Origin of the sequence: Streptomyces paradoxus (genome assembly GCF_014202475.1) — a bacterium.
Classification (GTDB): Bacteria; Actinomycetota; Actinomycetes; order Streptomycetales; family Streptomycetaceae; genus Streptomyces; species Streptomyces paradoxus.
On the sequence record NZ_JACHGV010000004.1, the window covers coordinates 352,413 to 369,164 of the forward strand.

Annotated in this window: 15 protein-coding genes and 3 pseudogenes; 5 read left to right on the forward strand and 13 right to left on the reverse strand. The window is 68.7% G+C overall.

Translation table 11 applies throughout. The features are described 5' to 3' along the window. Window positions 1-157: 157 nt before the first annotated feature. Window positions 158-422: pseudogene (locus tag HNR57_RS39545) on the reverse strand (hypothetical protein); the annotation flags it as partial. After that, the gene (locus HNR57_RS16115; protein ID WP_184560686.1) at window positions 423-947 is read right to left on the reverse strand and encodes a hypothetical protein; all 525 of its coding nucleotides are present in this window, start codon (window positions 945-947) and stop codon (window positions 423-425) included. A gap of 428 nt (window positions 948-1,375) precedes the next feature. Between HNR57_RS16115 and HNR57_RS16120 the strand changes: the two genes are divergently transcribed. The 4 genes from HNR57_RS16120 to HNR57_RS16135 all read left to right on the forward strand — a co-directional run bounded on the left by HNR57_RS16120 (window position 1,376) and on the right by HNR57_RS16135 (window position 4,694). Continuing rightward, complete coding sequence (locus HNR57_RS16120) at window positions 1,376-1,894, forward strand: toxin-antitoxin system HicB family antitoxin (RefSeq protein WP_184560687.1); 519 nt, start codon at window positions 1,376-1,378, stop codon at window positions 1,892-1,894. A gap of 83 nt (window positions 1,895-1,977) precedes the next feature. Continuing rightward, window positions 1,978-2,826, forward strand: coding sequence for a DUF4097 family beta strand repeat-containing protein (locus HNR57_RS16125; protein ID WP_184560688.1), 849 nt, complete (start codon window positions 1,978-1,980; stop codon window positions 2,824-2,826). A 75-nt stretch (window positions 2,827-2,901) separates the two neighbouring features. Continuing rightward, window positions 2,902-3,879, forward strand: coding sequence for an efflux ABC transporter ATPase subunit, DrrA-related (locus tag HNR57_RS16130; RefSeq protein ID WP_246554655.1), 978 nt, complete (start codon window positions 2,902-2,904; stop codon window positions 3,877-3,879). Beyond that, a complete protein-coding gene (locus HNR57_RS16135) occupies window positions 3,876-4,694 on the forward strand; it encodes an ABC transporter permease (RefSeq protein WP_184560690.1) in 819 nt (272 codons plus the stop codon). The genes HNR57_RS16130 and HNR57_RS16135 overlap by 4 nt, the downstream gene beginning before the upstream one ends. Before the next feature lie 143 nt (window positions 4,695-4,837). On the opposite strand, the pseudogene HNR57_RS39550 reads toward HNR57_RS16135, so the two are convergent. The 9 genes and pseudogenes from HNR57_RS39550 to HNR57_RS16180 form a co-directional block, all read right to left on the reverse strand. After that, window positions 4,838-5,139: pseudogene (locus HNR57_RS39550) on the reverse strand (hypothetical protein); the annotation flags it as partial. A gap of 20 nt (window positions 5,140-5,159) precedes the next feature. Further along, window positions 5,160-5,792 carry a potassium-transporting ATPase subunit C gene (locus HNR57_RS16145; protein WP_184560692.1) on the reverse strand — a complete coding sequence of 211 codons (633 nt, stop codon included), beginning with the start codon at window positions 5,790-5,792 and terminating at the stop codon, window positions 5,160-5,162. Window positions 5,793-5,817: 25 nt separating this feature from the next. Continuing rightward, window positions 5,818-7,914, reverse strand: a complete 2,097-nt coding sequence (gene kdpB / locus HNR57_RS16150; protein WP_184560693.1) for a potassium-transporting ATPase subunit KdpB — start codon at window positions 7,912-7,914, stop codon at window positions 5,818-5,820. 32 nt (window positions 7,915-7,946) lie between these two features. Further along, window positions 7,947-9,623, reverse strand: a complete 1,677-nt coding sequence (kdpA, locus tag HNR57_RS16155; RefSeq protein ID WP_184560694.1) for a potassium-transporting ATPase subunit KdpA — start codon at window positions 9,621-9,623, stop codon at window positions 7,947-7,949. A 5-nt stretch (window positions 9,624-9,628) separates the two neighbouring features. Further along, entirely contained in the window at window positions 9,629-9,718 is a 90-nt protein-coding gene (gene kdpF, locus HNR57_RS16160; protein ID WP_184560695.1) for a K(+)-transporting ATPase subunit F, read from the reverse strand. Continuing rightward, entirely contained in the window at window positions 9,715-9,888 is a 174-nt protein-coding gene (locus HNR57_RS16165; protein ID WP_184560696.1) for a hypothetical protein, read from the reverse strand. Before HNR57_RS16165 ends, kdpF begins: the two co-directional genes overlap by 4 nt. Further along, window positions 9,885-10,232, reverse strand: a pseudogene (locus tag HNR57_RS16170) (hypothetical protein); the annotation flags it as partial. The gene HNR57_RS16165 and the pseudogene HNR57_RS16170, both read right to left, overlap by 4 nt. Window positions 10,233-10,707: 475 nt before the next feature. Continuing rightward, a complete protein-coding gene (locus tag HNR57_RS16175) occupies window positions 10,708-10,881 on the reverse strand; it encodes a hypothetical protein (protein ID WP_184560697.1) in 174 nt (57 codons plus the stop codon). Window positions 10,882-10,940: 59 nt separating this feature from the next. Then, complete coding sequence (locus HNR57_RS16180) at window positions 10,941-12,899, reverse strand: APC family permease (RefSeq protein WP_376772258.1); 1,959 nt, start codon at window positions 12,897-12,899, stop codon at window positions 10,941-10,943. 662 nt (window positions 12,900-13,561) lie between these two features. On the opposite strand from HNR57_RS16180, the gene HNR57_RS16185 reads away from it, so the two are divergent. Continuing rightward, the gene (locus tag HNR57_RS16185) at window positions 13,562-14,095 is read left to right on the forward strand and encodes a hypothetical protein (RefSeq protein ID WP_184560699.1); all 534 of its coding nucleotides are present in this window, start codon (window positions 13,562-13,564) and stop codon (window positions 14,093-14,095) included. A gap of 8 nt (window positions 14,096-14,103) precedes the next feature. Here HNR57_RS16185 and HNR57_RS16190 read toward each other — a convergent pair. Continuing rightward, window positions 14,104-14,900 (reverse strand): IS5 family transposase gene (locus HNR57_RS16190; protein ID WP_313673970.1). Its coding sequence is split into 2 segments (ribosomal slippage): window positions 14,104-14,562 and window positions 14,565-14,900, totalling 795 coding nucleotides; the frame shifts between segments, so codons are not numbered across the junction. Between the two features lie 1,061 nt (window positions 14,901-15,961). Continuing rightward, entirely contained in the window at window positions 15,962-16,738 is a 777-nt protein-coding gene (locus HNR57_RS16195) for a hypothetical protein (protein ID WP_313673841.1), read from the reverse strand. Window positions 16,739-16,752: the final 14 nt, after the last annotated feature.

Consider the following 16,752-nt stretch of genomic DNA (forward strand, 5'->3'; position numbering starts at 1 on the left):
CGGCGAGGGCGGGAGCAACGTGCAACTCGGCTGGTGTTCCGACTCCGTTCCGCCGTCCACAACCTGTGGACGAAAGATCGCGGCCCTTGTGGGGCGGCGTGGCGCACATCTGGCACGCGGCCCATCCGCCCCGCCGCCCGGATAGTTCCGGGCAGGCGCCGGGCGCCTGCTTCGGGCCGTTGAGGCTCAGCCGGGCCATCAGGGCGGTGGCGCAGGGCGAACTCGGCGGCGGCGAACATCGCGGCGCGCTCGATGGCCCTGCCCATGTCCAGGTAGTCGGCGGAGAAGCGCCAACTGGTGTCCGCGCTGTAGGCGGTGCAGCAGATCGCGGCGACGGCTGCGACCCGGACTGCTGCGGCTTCACGCCGCTGACCGTCGCCACGTCTGCGGGCGCCCGCGCGGCACGCCGCCCGGTGGACCAGTCAGGCGGCGTAGCTGAGCACCGCGGGGCCCGCCGGGGTCGCGGTGGGGGCCACGGTCGTGTGCACGGGACGGGTGGTGCGAACGGTGGGCGCTGCCTGCGCGCGGTTCCGCGTGAAGACGACGAGGCGCAGCACCGTGAACCGCGCGACACCGGCGAGTGCGGAGGCGGACAGGTAGACGACCTGCTCCAGCACCGCACCGGGCGCCGCCACCAACTGCTGCAGGACAAGCATCGCCACGCACGTCGCTGCGTATGCGGCCGCCGCGGACCCGGCCGATTGCGCATGCTGGCGCCAGGTCGCGCGCCCGCCAGCGCCGAAGGTGAAGCGGGCGTGCAGCTCGGTGGCGAGGAGCGTGGAGACCACGGTGATCAGGGCATTGGCCAGAGCCCAGGGGATGTAGGAGGCGAGGGCCGCCACGGCGAAGCTGGAGGTGATCCCCACCCCACCGCCGCAGAGCACGAAGCGGGCGAAGGCGGTGAAGGCGGCGGGCGCCGCCTGCTCCTGACTCTGTGCTGTCTCCATGATCCGACCCCTTCGATGGCTCACTCCGCGAAAACGCGCGACCCTCGGCCTGCGCGGCCGAGGAGTTCACTGCCAATGGCGCCACTATGGCACATCAGTGGCACCATATCGAGCCTGAATGGCGCCACAGGGTGGGCGTCAGTCGCGAAAGCGCAGGCCAGGTACTCGCCACAACTTCGTCGCCCGCCGCCAGGGGTGGTGAGGTCGTGGCGCATGCCGGCGCACCCGCCTGCGCCAATGCCGGCTGATACGGGACCGGGGCCGCCCTGGGGGCGCGCTCCCAGGCGGGCGTGACGTGCATGGCGCCACAATGACTCGGGGCGCCCTGCTGGCGTTCTCGCAGCTCAGGGTGATCGCCTTTGCGTCTGCCCCACGTGAGGCGCCACTCGGCCTTGCGTGTGGCGCCATTGCGATGCCATGATGGCGTCATGGACCTCACCCCGTATGTCGACAACCTCCGCCGCGAACTCGCGGTAGCCGCCGAAGCCGGCGGCGACGAGGCCCGAGAGCTGGCCGAGAGGCTCCTCGCGCCCCTGGAGTCGGCGACCCGCCTGACCATGCTCAATGTGCTCTCCGCCGCGATGGACGAGATCACCCGCGAACTCGCCCCCGGCTCGGTCGACGTACGGCTGCGCGGGCTCGACCCCGACTTCGTGGTGACACCGCCGCCCACCGGCGACGGCGCCCCTGCGGAGCCGGCCGCGCCCGTCGAACCTCTCAGGACCCCGGCCCCGGCCGACGGCGATGAGGGCGGCACTGCCCGCGTCAACCTGCGCCTGCCGGCCCACCTCAAGGCCCGCGCAGAGGAGGCCGCGAGCCGCGAGGGCCTGTCGGTCAACGCGTGGCTGGTGCGCGCCGTGTCGGCCGCGGTCGACGGCGGCCCCCGGCCGCGTACGACGGAGAAGACTCAGACGGTCGGACAGAGCTTCACGGGCTGGGTGCGCTAGCCGCGCCCCCCATCAGCACCACTTCATCCACGCCACGTCCCACCAGCAGGGACGGCTCAAGGACTCACGAGGACGGGACAGCCATGCCTTCTTTCAACACTCCCGAACCGATCTCGGTCACCGCGCGCGTGGAGGCCGGTTCCATCCAGTTCACCGCGGACGACCGCCTCGACACGGTCGTCGAGGTGCGGCCCCGCGACCCGAAGAAGGACCTGGACGTACGGGCGGCCGAGCAGACCGAGGTCACCTACGCGGGCGGCGTACTGACGATCAGGACGCCCAAGGGCAATCTGCTCGGGCTCGGCCGCACCGGCACGGTCGACGTGACGGTCGAACTGCCCGCGGGCTCGCGTATCGACATGACCGGCGCCTGGGCCCAGGTGCTCGGCGAGGGCCGCCTCGGCGAGGTCAGTGTGAAGACCTCGTCCGGCGACGTCCGTCTCGACACGACGGGTCCGCTCCAGCTGACCGCGTCGCACGGCTCGATCACCGTGGACCGCATCGAGGGCAGGGCGGAGATCACCACCAGCTCCGGCAGTCTGCGCGTCGGCCTCGTCGACGGCCCCGCCGTCCTGAAGAACTCGCACGGCACCACGACCGTCGACGCCGCGACCGGCGAGCTGCGGGTGAGTGGCGCCAACGGCGACATCGAGATCCGGCGCGCCGAGGACTCCGTCACCGCCACCACCGCCCACGGCACCCTGCGGGTGGGTGAAGTTGCCCGCGGAACCGTCCAGTTGGAGACCAATTACGGCGCCATCGACGTCGGTGTCCGCGAGGGCACGGCCGCCTGGCTCGACGTCAGCTCGAACTCCGGCCAGGTGCGCAACACGCTGACCGCGTCCGAGAGCCCCGAGCAGACCGAGGACACGGTCAAGGTCCGCGCCCGCACCAAGTACGGCAACATCGATGTCCGCCGCGCCAGGGCCTGAGCACCACATCGTCAACCGGCCTCTTCTCACACTCACTTCAGCCTTCGATCGGAGGGCCCTATGCCTTCATCTGTCATGTCCACATCCAGGTGGGGTGACGGTCCACAGTCGTCGGCCGCCGTATCCACCGTCGGTCTGCGCAAGTCGTACGGCGACAAGCCCGTCCTCGACGGCATCGACCTGCATATCCCGGCCGGGTCCGTGTTCGCGCTGCTCGGACCCAACGGCGCCGGCAAGACCACCGCCGTGAAGATCCTGTCCACGCTCATCAGCGCCGACAGCGGACAGGCCCAGGTCGCGGGCCACGACGTCGCCACCTCCCCGGACGGGGTGCGCGCCGCGATCGGTGTCACCGGGCAGTTCTCCGCCGTCGACGGGCTGATCACCGGCGAAGAGAACATGCTCCTCATGGCGGACCTGCACCATCTGTCCAAGAGCGAGGGGCGGCAGGTCGCCGCCGAGCTGCTGGAGCGGTTCGACCTCACCGAGGCCGCGAAGAAGCCCGCCTCCACCTACTCCGGCGGGATGAAGCGCCGCCTGGACATCGCGATGACCCTGGTCGGCAACCCGCGGATCATCTTCCTCGACGAGCCGACCACCGGCCTCGACCCGCGCTCCCGCCACAACATGTGGCAGATCATCCGCGAACTCGTCTCCGACGGCGTCACCGTCTTCCTCACCACCCAATACCTGGAAGAGGCCGACGAGCTCGCCGACCGCATCGCGGTGCTGAACGACGGCAAGATCGCCGCCGAGGGCACCGCCGACGAGCTGAAGAGGCTGATCCCCGGCGGGCATGTCCGTCTGCGCTTCACCGACCCGGCCGCATACCAGAGAGCCGCCTCCGCGCTGCGTGAGGTCACCCGGGACGATGAGGCGCTGGCGCTGCAGATCCCCAGCGACGGCAGCCAGCGCGAACTGCGCTCCATCCTCGACTGGCTGGACTCCGCCGGCATCGAGGCCAATGAGCTGACCATGCACACCCCCGACCTCGACGACGTGTTCTTCGCCCTGACCGGCGGCACCGACCAGCCCAAGGAGGCTGCCCGATGAGCACCCCCCTGGCCCCCGCCCGCCCGACCCGGCTCTCCCTCGCTCTGCGCGACTCCTCCACGATGCTGCGCCGCAACCTCCTGCACGCGCGGCGCTACCCGTCCCTCACCCTGAACCTGCTGCTCACGCCGATCGTCCTGCTGCTGCTCTTCGTCTACGTCTTCGGCGACGTGATGAGCGCGGGCATCGGCGGTGGCGGCGCCGATCGCTCGGAGTACATCGCCTATCTCGTCCCGGGCATCCTGCTGATGACCATCGGCGGCACCCTGGTCGGTACCGCGGTGTCCGTCTCCATGGACATGACCGAGGGCATCATCGCCCGCTTCCGTACCATGGCGATCCACCGCGGTTCCGTGCTCATCGGACACGTCATCAGCAGCGTGGTGCAGTCGGTCATCAGCGTGACTCTCGTCGGCGCCGTCGGCGTGGCCATCGGCTTCCGCTCCACGGATGCCACGGTCCTGGAGTGGATCGCGGCATTCGGGCTGCTCGCGCTGTTCGCCCTGGCGTTCACCTGGATCGCGGTCGGTATGGGCATGGTCAGCCCCAGTGCCGAGGCAGCGAGCAACAACGCGCTGCCGCTAATCTTCCTGCCGCTCATCTCCAGCGCCTTCGTCCCGGTCGACGCGATGCCGGGCTGGTTCCAGCCGATCGCCCAGTACCAGCCGTTCACGCCCGCCATCGAGACGTTGCGCGGACTGCTGCTCGGCACCGAGATCGGCAACAACTGGTGGATCACCGTCGTGTGGTGCCTGGGCCTGGCGGCGCTCGGCTACTGCTGGTCGAAGGCCGTGTTCAACCGCGACCCGAAGTAACCGCGCGGATGGCCTCCGGCGGCTCGTCCCGCTAGAGGGCCGCATGCTCCGACACCGCGTCGGCGTCGCCAGACTTTCCGTTCAGCGGTGAGGGCTCTTCGTCAACCGCCCGCCCTTCCGCCACACTGCTGGCCCCCTGCCCCTCAGGGCGAGGCCGCCGCCGGCAGGTCCGGCTGCTGTGGCCGCCGCCCCGGTGCCGTCCGTACGGTGAGCACCATGGTGAGACCGCCGCCGGGTGTGTCCTCGGCGTGCAGTGTGCCGCCGATGGCCTCGGTGAAGCCGCGTGCCACCGCCAGGCCGAGGCCGACACCATGATCGGGGTGACCGTGCCGGTCTGCGGCCGGGACATGTCGAGCAGGTTGCCGACCACGTGGTCGAGCCGGTCCGCCCCCTCCTCGATGGCCTCCAGCAGTTCGGCCCGGTCCTCTTCGGACCTCTCGACGTCGCTCCCGCTCCTTCAGCTCGTCAGTCCTTGGCCACGAGGTCCTTGAGCGCGATGTTGAGTTCGAGCACGTTGACCCGGGGCTCGCCGATGAAGCCGAGGGTGCGGCCCTCGGTGTGGTCGTCGACGAGCTTCTGCACCCGGTCGACGGTCAGGCCATTGCGCTCGGCCACGCGGTGGACCTGGAGGTCGGCGTAGGCCGGGGAGATGTCCGGGTCGAGGCCGGAAGCGGAGGAGGTCACCGCGTCTGCGGGGATGTCCTCCGGCTTGACGGTGTAGCCGGGCACGGAGTTGTCCTTGGACACCTTGGCCTTGGCGTCCTCGACCTGCTTGACGAGCTCCTTGTTGTCGGCGGCCAGGTTGGTGGCGCCCGAAAGGATCAGCTTGTACTGGGTGTTGACCGAGTTCTCGCCGAGCCCGTTCGCCGGGCGCGGCTGGAAGTAGCCCAGGCTGTAGCCCTGTTGCCCGATCAAAGACGAGCCGACGACCTTGCCGTCCGCCTTGACCTCCGAGCCGTTCGCCTTGCCGGGAAACAGCCCCTGGGCGATGCCGGTGACGACCAGCGGGTAGATGACGCCGGTGACCAGGGTCAGCACGAGGAGGGCGCGCAGGCCCGCTCCGAGCAACCGGGCGGTGTTCACAACGGAGTTGTTCATGGTCCTTCACCACGCTTTCGAAAAGTTACAGCCCGGGGATCAGAGAGATGAGCAGGTCGATGAGCTTGATGCCGATGAACGGGGCGATCAGACCGCCCAGCCCGTAGATCGTCAGGTTCCGCCGCAGCATCCGGTCAGCGCTGACCGGCCGGTACCGCACGCCCTTCAGGGACAGCGGCACCAGCGCGATGATGATCAGCGCGTTGAAGACGACGGCCGACAGGATCGCGGAGTCGGGCGAGGACAGACCCATGATGTTGAGCTTGTCCAGGCCTGGGTAGACCGCGGCGAACAGTGCCGGGATGATCGCGAAGTACTTGGCGACGTCGTTGGCGATGGAGAACGTCGTCAACGCGCCCCGGGTGATGAGGAGTTGTTTGCCGATCTCGACGATCTCGATGAGCTTGGTCGGGTTCGAGTCGAGGTCGACCATGTTGCCGGCCTCCTTCGCGGCCGACGTGCCCGTGTTCATCGCCACCCCGACGTCGGCCTGGGCCAGCGCGGGGGCGTCATTGGTGCCGTCGCCGGTCATCGCGACGAGCTTGCCGCCCGCCTGCTCCCGCTTGATCAGGGCCATCTTGTCCTCGGGGGTGGCCTCGGCGAGGAAGTCGTCGACCCCGGCCTCCTGGGCGATCGCCTTGGCCGTCAGGGGGTTGTCGCCCGTGATCATGACGGTCCTGATGCCCATGCGGCGCAGCTCTTCGAACCGCTCGCGCATGCCCTCCTTGACGACGTCCTTGAGGTGGATGACACCCAGGACGCGCGCGCCCTGCTCGTCGTCCACCGCGACCAGCAGCGGGGTCCCGCCCGCCTCGGAAATGCGGTGTGCGACCCGTTCCGCGTCCTCCGCGACCGTGCCGCCCTGCTCCTCGACCCAGGCGATGACCGAGGCCGTGGCGCCCTTGCGGATCTTGCGGCCGTCGATGTCGACGCCCGACATCCGGGTCTGAGCGGTGAACTCGATCCACTCGGCGCCGACGAGCTCGCCCTGGTGGCGCTCACGCAGCCCGTACTGCTCCTTCGCCAGGACGACGACCGAGCGGCCCTCCGGCGTCTCGTCGGCCAGCGACGACAGCTGGGCGGCATCCGCGACCTCCGCTTCCGTGGTCCCGCGCACCGGCACGAACTCGGCGGCCTGCCGGTTGCCGAGGGTGATGGTGCCGGTCTTGTCGAGCAGCAGCGTGGAGACGTCACCGGCGGCCTCGACAGCCCGGCCCGACATGGCCAGCACGTTGCGCTGCACCAGCCGGTCCATGCCGGCGATGCCGATCGCGGACAGCAGTGCGCCGATGGTGGTCGGTATCAGGCAGACCAGCAGGGCGATGAGCAGCACCATCGTCAGGTGCGTACCGGCGTAGTCCGCGAACGGCGGGAGAGTGGCGCACGCGAGGAGGAAGACGATGGTCAGTGAGGCGAGCAGGATGTTCAGCGCGATCTCGTTGGGCGTCTTCTGCCGTGCGGCGCCCTCGACGAGGTTGATCATCCGGTCGATGAAGGTCTCGCCCGGCTTCGTCGTGATCTTGATGACGATCCGGTCGGACAGCACCTTCGTACCGCCGGTTACGGCGCTGCGATCACCGCCCGACTCACGGATGACCGGGGCCGATTCACCGGTGATCGCCGACTCGTCGACCGACGCGACGCCCTCGACGACGTCCCCGTCACCGGGGATGACGTCCCCGGCCTCGCACACCACGAGGTCGCCGATCGTCAGCTCGGTGCCGGGGATCCGCTCTTCCGAACCGTCGGTGAGCAGCCGGCGGGCGATCGTGTCGGTCCTGGCCTGGCGCAGGGTGTCGGCCTGCGCCTTGCCGCGGCCCTCGGCGACCGCCTCCGCCAGGTTGGCGAAGATCACGGTCAGCCACAGCCAGGCGCTGATCGTCCAGCCGAACCAGTCGCCCGGGTCCTTGAAGGAGAAGACGGTCGTCAGGACCGAGCCGATCCACACCACGAACATCACGGGCGACTTGACCATCACCCGGGGGTCGAGCTTGCGGAAGGCGTCCGGCAGCGACGTGACCAGTTGCCCGGGGTCGAAGAGGCCCGCACCGACACGGCCCTCGGCGGGCTTGTGCCCGGTGGGAGCGTCGCTGTGCGCCCGGGTGGGAGTGGCTGTGGACATGGAGTCCTCTGACTTCTCTGTACGGGTGGTCATCACGCCAGCCCCTCGGCGAGCGGGCCCAGCGCGAGGGCGGGGAAGTACGTGAGACCGGTGATGATCAGGATCGCGCCCACCAGCAGGCCGGTGAACAGCGGCTTCTCGGTGCGCAGGGTGCCCGCGGTCACGGGCACCGGCTTCTGCTCGGCGAGCGAGCCGGCCAGCGCCAGCACGAACACCATGGGCAGGAAGCGGCCCAGCAGCATCGCGAGTCCGGTCGTGGTGTTGAACCAGTCGGTGTTCGCGTTCAGTCCGGCGAAGGCCGAGCCGTTGTTGTTCGACGCGGAGGTGAAGGCGTAGAGCACCTCGGAGAAGCCGTGCGCGCCGCTGTTCAGCATCGAGTGCGGCGGGGTCGGCAGGGCCATGGAGACGGCGGTGAAGACGAGCACCAGCGCCGGCGTGATGAGGATGTAGCAGGCGGCCAGCTTGATCTCGCGGGTGCCGATCTTCTTGCCCAGGTACTCGGGCGTGCGGCCGACCATCAGGCCGGCGATGAACACCGCGATGACCGCCATGACCAGCATGCCGTAGAGGCCGGAGCCCACACCGCCGGGCGCGATCTCGCCCAGCATCATGCCGAGCATCGTGATGCCGCCGCCGAGGCCGGTGAAGGAGGAGTGGAAGGAGTCCACCGCGCCGGTCGAGGTGAGCGTGGTCGACACCGCGAAGATCGAGGACGCGCCGACGCCGAAGCGGACCTCCTTGCCCTCGTACGCCCCGCCCGCAGCCTGGAGCGCCGGGCCGTGGTGGGCGAACTCGGTCCACATCATCAAGGCCACGAAGCCCAGCCAGATGGTGAACATCGTGGCGAGGATCGCGTATCCCTGCCTGACCGAGCCGACCATGACCCCGAAGGTGCGAGTCAGCGAGAACGGGATCACCAGGATCAGGAAGATCTCGAACAGGTTCGTGAAGGGCGTCGGGTTCTCGAAGGGGTGAGCGCTGTTGGCGTTGAAGTAGCCGCCACCGTTGGTGCCGATCTCCTTGATCGCCTCCTGCGAGGCGACCGCGCCGCCGTTCCACTGCTGCGAGCCGCCCATGCTGTGCCCGTCAAAGAATTGCCCGACCTCGTGGATGCCGGAGAAGTTCTGGATCACGCCGCACGCCACCAGCGCGATCGCGGCGATCGCCGCCGCCGGCACCAGGATCCGCAGGGTGCCGCGCACCAGGTCGGACCAGAAGTTGCCGAGCTCACCGGTACGCGAGCGGGCGAAGCCCCGCACCAGTGCCACGGCGACGGCCATGCCGACGGCTGCGGAGACGAAGTTCTGCACGGCGAGACCGGCGGTCTGCACGACGTGCCCCATGGTCTGCTCGCCGTAGTACGACTGCCAGTTGGTGTTGGTCACGAACGACACGGCCGTGTTGAACGACTGCGCCGGGTTGACCGAGGAGAACCCCAGCGAGCCGGGCAGGACGCCCTGGAGCCGCATCAGCAGATAGAGGAAGAGGACGCCGACGGCCGAGAAGGCGAGCACGCCGCGCAGGTACGCGCACCAGGTCATTTCGGCGTCGGGGTTGGCACCGATGCCCTTGTAGACCCACTTCTCGACGCGCCAGTGCTTGTCGGAGGAGTAGACCCTGGCCATGTAGTTGCCAAGGGGGATGTAGGCGAGAGCCAGCGCGGCTGTGAGTGCGAGCAGCTGGAGCACGCCGGCGAGGACGGGACCCATCAGGCTCAGAACCTCTCCGGGAAGATCAGGGCGAGGACGAGGTAGCCCAGCAGGGAGACAGCCACGATCAGGCCGACGATGTTCTCGGTGCTCACAGCTTCGTCACCCCCTTGGCAAAGAGAGCCACCAGCGCGAACGCCGCGAGCACGGTGACGACGAAGGCCAGATCGGCCATCGCGAACTCCTGGAGTGAGGTTCGGTGAAACGGACGATTTGAGGAAAGCGCCTCATTGGCCGGATCGGGTCCGCCCTTGACGGCTCTCATACGGCGGGACCCAGGGCCTTGACGGAACTCTGACGCGGTCTGGCGCAGAGGAGCCGGAAGCGGAGCCGGCAGATCACCGCGTCCGTCTCCCGCCGTACGGCGTGCGCGACGACCACGCCCCGCTGGTTCTGCAGCAGCCGCTGCCACAGCCGCTCCGGCTCGGCCTCCGGGATCAGCACGGTGACGCGCGTGTCCGGCTCGGCGGCGGCTACCCCACGGATGTACGCGGCGATCGGACGCCCCAGGCTGCGCCGCTCGCTCGACAGCCGGACCAGAGGCACACCGGGATCCCATTGCGCCCAGGAGCGCTCCAGGGCGTGCAGGTGAGCCCGGTCCTCGGGATCACGGACATGGATGCGAGCTCCTTCTTCCTCGGCCGCGCACGAGGGCTGACGTGTATGCGGTCGCATCCAGGTTCGGTCCGTTTCCCCCCACGTCTGGAGGTTCCTTGCGGGATCTTCGCGCGCAACCGGCTGACCCTGACGCACTCTTGATGGGCGACTGCCGCGTGCCGCAGCCGTCCGGCGACGCGGTCCGCGGTCACGGGGCAAGGAACCGTTGGGTATCCGTCAGCACTGCGTCAAGGCGGGCCGACCGGATCCAACCGGTCGCTGGCGTCCACTCCATGGGATGCCTTGATGAGGTGCGCGACGGCTTCGGTGAGGTGCCGAACGGCCTCTGGTGTGCGCATGGCTGCCCGCGCACTCTGCTCACTGGCTCAACTCCCTTGTGCGGAAAGGGCAGGGCCCTCCTCCCAAGCCAGGACCTTGACGCTGCCTCGACGTGACTGAGCCGGCGTTCGCCCGGGCGGCCGGGGCTTCAGGGCCGGTAGATCATCTCGATGAGACCGGCCGTGATCAGAGCCCAGGCGGCGAGCCCCAGAAGCCACAGCGATGCGGTGAGGACCCCGGCGGTTCCCAGGCCGGCCATGAGCAAGAGGAGGGCGTACTGGATGCGCCGGAGAACGCGGTAGGGATTGTCGGAATCCGTCATCACGCCTGCTCCCTTTTCGGTCGACGTTCTGCCGCGTTTCCCAGGCGGAGGTGACGGGCTCAGCCGCCGACGTGGATACCGGGGCGGCGGTCGGGGTCGGGTTCGTTGCTGCGGATGATCTCGCGGGTGACCGGGGCGGTGTCACCGCGGCCGAGGAGGAAGTAACGGATCATGTGCACCAGGGGGCTGCCTTCGGCCCAGGCGAAGTAACAGTGCGGCCGCACGCCGGTGGCGTCGCGCAGGGCGAGCAGGACGGCGGCGATGGCGTTGGGGGCGGCCGGCGCTTCGGCGCGCAGGATGCGGTAGCCGTCGACTTCGACACCGTGGACGGTGAGGGTTTCGCTGAAGTCGGACGGGTCGACCACGTCGATCTCCAGGAAGATCACGTCAGCCGGGCCCGGTACCGGGTTGGTGCCGCGCTGTTCGCGTTCCTTGGCGCTGTACTCGGCGAAGTCGCCGGCCTGGCGGCGGTTGGCGATGATGTTGATGGACTCGTCGTGGGCGAGGGTGTCGGCGATGAACCGGCGGGCGTTCTCGTCGAAGACGATGCGGTCGGCGCGCAGTTCGGTGGTGCGCGAGACGCGGGAGACCAGCGACACGACGATGATGCCCAGGATGAAGAAGCCGGAGATGGCGATGCCGTCGGGCTTGTCGACGATGTTGGCCACGAGGGCGTAGAGCAGAACCGCGGTGAGCAGGGCGAAACCGACGGTGCTCGCGCGCCGGCGGCCGCGTGCGACGAAGACGGTCACGGCGAAGGCGCCGGAGACCATCATCGCCAGGATCCCGGTGGCGTACGCACCGGCCTGGGCGTCGACGTCGGCGTCGAAGGCGATGGTGATCAGGATGCACAGGGCGGTGTAGACGATGACGACCGGACGCACCGCGCGTCCCCACTCGGGGGCCATGCCGTAGTCGGGCAGGTAGCGGGGAACGATGTTGATCAACCCTGCCATGGCGGAAGCGCCGGCGAACCACAGGATGAGGATGGTGCTGATGTCGTACGCGGTGCCGAACGCCTCACTGACATGCTCGTGCGCCAGCCAGGCCAGCGCCCGGCCGTTGGCCGCACCACCGGGCTCGAACTCCTTCTCCGGGATGAGGACGGTGGTCACGAAGCTGGCGGCCAGCAGATAGACGCTCATGATCACAGCGGCCGTGGTCAGAAGCCGGCGGGCGTTGCGAATCCTGGCGCGCAGCCGCTGCTCGGCGTCGGCACCCTCGGCCGCCACGAGCGGCATCATGCTCACACCGGTCTCGAAGCCTGACAGCCCCAGCACCAGCAGTGGGAAGGCCAGCAGTGCCGGACCGGCAAGGTCACCGAGGCCGCCTCCGCCTTCGACGAGCGCGTCGGTCCAGGCCGACAGCGCGCCGTCCGTCGTGAACACATGGGCCAGGCCGACGCCGATGACGACCGCGTTGAGCGCCAGGAAGACGGCGACCAGCGGGATGGCGACACTGACCGCCTCACTGAAACCGAGCAGGAAAACACCTCCCAGGATCAGCAGCAGTCCCACGGTCAGGGCAACCTCGTGGCCGTGGAGGACGGAGGGGAAGAAGGGGTTCTCCACCACGTGCACGGAGGCGTCCGCCGTGGACAGCGTGATGGTGATGATCCAGGAGGTGGCCACGAACCCGAGCAGGACGAGCACGAACAGCTTGCCCCACCAGAACGGCAGCAGATCCTCCAGCATGGCGACCGACCCCGCGCCGTGCGGGCTCTCCTTGGCCACCTTCCGGTACATCGGCAGCATCCCCAGCAACGTCAACGCCACGATCAGCAGCGTCGCCAGAGGAGAGACGGCCCCGGCGGCCAGAGCGGCGATCGCCGGCACGTAGGCCAGACTGGAGAAGTAGTCGACCCCGGTCAGGCACATCACCTTCCACCAGGCGTGCGGCTCGGCATGACTCTCACCGGCTGCCGGCCCGACCGGTTGCACCTGGTGACGCAGCAGCCACCGCGCCGCCTTGCCCGTCGGCGGTGTCCGCAGAGCTGGACTGTCCACCGACTCCGGCATTATCGGCCGGTTGCCACCACTCATGTCCCCCATGCCCTTCCTTGTCTGACCACCGAATCGGTCGCGGCAGCCACCGCCCTGACGGCACCGCAACGATCACCGAGTATGCGGCCTCCCTCCCGGCCCCTCCACCCAGTACCGAGGCACCTATGAGCCGGCCGACGGCGGAACTTACGTGCCGACAGTGGCGCTGACCGTTTCCACGGGATGGGAAGGCACCCAGTTGCCGGTGCAGGGGCCTTGTCCGATGTCCGGGCCGGGCGGGGGAGCACCACGCCCAACTACGCCTTTGCATAGGCGAGTACGTGAGGATTTGCATGCGTTGTGACGCGGGTCACGGAAAATGCGTCTCACCGTCTCGGGCTGGCGCTTCGTCTCGGAATTTCGCGCCCGAGGGGCCGCCTGGCGGCTATTTCATCTGCACTCAGGGCACGTGGAGAGCGCGTCGAGGTGGTCGGGCGCCTTCTGCGCACGGCTGACCGACCTACTCGTGCGGACCTGTGAGGCCCTGAACCGCACTGGTTCAGGGCCTCACGGATGTCGAGGCGACGAACGGCCGGGAGGGTTTTAAGCCTCGACTAAGACGTCGTTTCTTATGGCGCTCTTGCGGTTATCGTGCCCGAGGCCGCCAGCGTTTGGGTTGGGCAAGGGACGGGGGGATCGTGGACGAGGCGTTTGACGCTGCGGGAACGGCGCTGTGTTGCGCCGCAGCCATCCGGCTGGGCGGAGCCGTGCAGGTACTGACCACACGATCTGGCCTGCTTGACCACTACAGCCCGATCATGGCGGGGCTGGAGAACATCACAGCGTTTCTCGACGGTCGAGGGCTCGATGACGACTTGCTCGGCTCTGCGTTTGCCGAGAGCTGGTCCCTGGATGCCAGGTATCCGGCAGAGCTCGCCGGCCACGCCTTTGTCAAAGGATGGTCCTCTCTGGTCTTCGGCACGGTGGTGCTGACCAGGTCGAAGCAACAGAACATTACGGCAGCGCAGACCCTAGAGTTCGCCTCGAAGGCGGCGGCATCCTGGCCGACCGCCGTCCATATCGGCTCCTTCGACAGCCTGCTCCGCTTCGAGGCGGCGTGCCAGCAAGAGGCGGAAGCCCGGATGCAGGAGGACGGTCTGCCTGCTCTGTGGAAACTGACGGAAAATCGATCGAAGCAGTATCGCCAGACGACGGAACAGCTCATCGGGTAACTGGCGTCTCAGCCTGTCAGCCTTCGGTAGCCGATGAGGGCTGCGGCTATGCCGACGAAGGCGAGGAAGTGCTCGGCCTTCCGTTCATAGCGTCGGTGGAGCCTTCGGCAACCGGCCAGCCAGGACACGGTTCTCTCGACCACCCACCGATGCCGGCCCAGCCGCTGCGAGGACTCGACACCCTTGCGGGCGATGCGATGGCGGATACCGCGCTCGCGAAGCCATCGTCGCAGGTGGTCGTAGTCATAGCCCTTGTCCGCATGCAGCTTCGCCGGTCGCCGACGCCGGGGACCACGGCGGCACCGGATCGGTGGGATGCCGCGCACGAGCGGCTCCAGACCCTGGCTGTCGTGCATGTTCGCGCCGGAGATGCCCAGGGATAGCGGCAGTCCGTTCCGGTCGCAGATCAGATGAATCTTCGATCCCAGCTTGCCGCGGTCGGTCGGATTCGGTCCCGTCAAAGGCCCCCTTTTGCCGCCCGCAGACTTACCGAGTCAATCGCACACCGCGACCAGTCCAGCTCGCCCCGCGCTCCGAGTTCGTCGAGGATTACCCGGTAGAGCCGGGCCCAGACCTGGTCCCGGCTCCACTGAGCGAACCGGCGGTAGACCGTGGGCCAGGCCGGGCCGAACACCGGCGGAAGCTGCCGCCAGGTGCAGCCCGACGTCGCCACGAAGATGATCGCCGCCAGGGCTTCGCGGTCACCGGCCCGACGCCGGCCACCGCCCTGCGGACGTATCACCTCAGTCGGTGGCACCACCCGCCGGAACAGCACCCACAACTCGTCCGGCACCAGTCGCTCCACAAGATCCGCCACGCACGGATCAACGAACGATCAAGCCATAAGAAACGACGTCTAACGGCTCCAATTCGCTTGGTCGACAGTCCAGTTTTCAACGACTGGCGGTGCGCTGTTCTCATCTGCAGCATCCGAGTTTGCCAGATCCGCCGGTGTCACACCTACACCTTCATAGGCGGCGAGGTCCGGCGCCTGGGTAGCGGCTGCGTCAATATTGCTGGCGATCGATGGTGCGCCATCAGAGCGGGCGCTGGGGGGGGCGGAGCGTCCTGGGATGACTTAGGTGGCCGGTGTCCCTGCCAGGCGGCGTAGAGCGTCGACAGGCCGAGGGCAATAGCCGCGATGGACTCTGGACTCACACCGAGCAGGATCAGCAGTACGCCGGCCACCGAGGAGCCAATCCATCACCCGACCCAAGCACGCCCCCCAGGCCTCGTGCAACGCACCCCCGAGACCTCCTGACCGCTGTCCCCCACGACCCCGGCGCATGAGTACGACTACTCAGCCGCACAAAGCCAGAGGACTACACGGCATCGATCTGCCAGGCGATCACACCGGTCGCTCCCTTGGCGCCGGCCACGTCGATACGCACCAGCCCGTGCGACCAGCAGACGGTCAGAGCTCGGCGGGGCGCCCCGGTCACCCAAGCGACGAGAACAGCCGATCTGCCCCCGACAGCCCCGACCCCACCCCGACGGTGTTGGCACACACGAAAAGCGGGTTCTGCCTCGTGGAAAAAGGGCTCGCCCTCGGGATCGGCCGTCAGCTCCCTGAGCCGGTCCCGGTTCAACCCCCACACCATCCCCCGGACACCGACCGGCTTACGGAAGGCGAGAAGGACCCCCACAGCCACCAGCAACTGGGCCGCGCCACCCAGCGGGACATCCGCTGCGACTCCACAGCGCCCGAACCGAGCAGGAGCGGTATGACGAGCCGGTACGCCTCGGGGACCGGCAACCTGCCCCCGCCTTCCCCCTGGGCCCGACGGGCCCTCCACCCCGCCGTCGATCATTGAAACCAAGAGAGGGTGGGGTGTCGGCCCCTGTCAGCGTCGGATGTCATTCGGATCATTCGGAGAGCAGCAGGAGGATCAGTTGCAGGGGCATCATGATGAACGCGAGCGACAGCAGCAGCCCGCCGGCCAGCGTCACGCCGACCGTACGCCACAGCAGGGTCGAGGCCGCCAGCGAGCAGATGGCCCTGTCGGGCCGCTGACGGTCGTAGACGACTTCGATGCGTGTCGGATCGCCGCCGATGCCCCTGACCGCGTAGTCGGACTCGATCTCGTGCGTCCCGCCCTCCAGGTCCGTGTACCGGAAGAACGTCCGCTTGCGCTGTCTCCGGGCGAGCACCGCGACGACCGTGACACCCCGCCTGCGCACGGTCCACCGCTTCCACGCCCACCGGAGCGAGGGCACCACGATCAACAGACCGAAGAGTGCGGGCGTCACCCCGAGCAGCCACAACGCCGCCCGCTGCGGTTCGCCGGCCCACGCCAGCACGGCGAGCCCGCCGATGTAGACGACAAGGAGAGCGATCCCCACGGCGCGTTCCCGGCGGGTCAGCCCCAAGCCCTTCTTCCGGACGGAGGTACTCGCCGGCCGCTCCTCCACCAAGGCCGCCCCACCCTGCGGCGGACCGCTGTCAGCCCGTGCCGCGTTGGCCACCTCGACGAGCCGGACCGCTTGGGCGGCGTCGCGCCCGTCCAGGGTGAGCACAGGGCCGGCAGAACCGTCCACGCCCCACAGCGCGATCTCGACCGAGCGCCGTCCCCGGCCCACAACCCGCGCTTCCTCCACGGCCTCGATGGGTATCCGCCGTCGCAGCCCCTTCTGCTCGAGCACCAGAGCCCGGGACT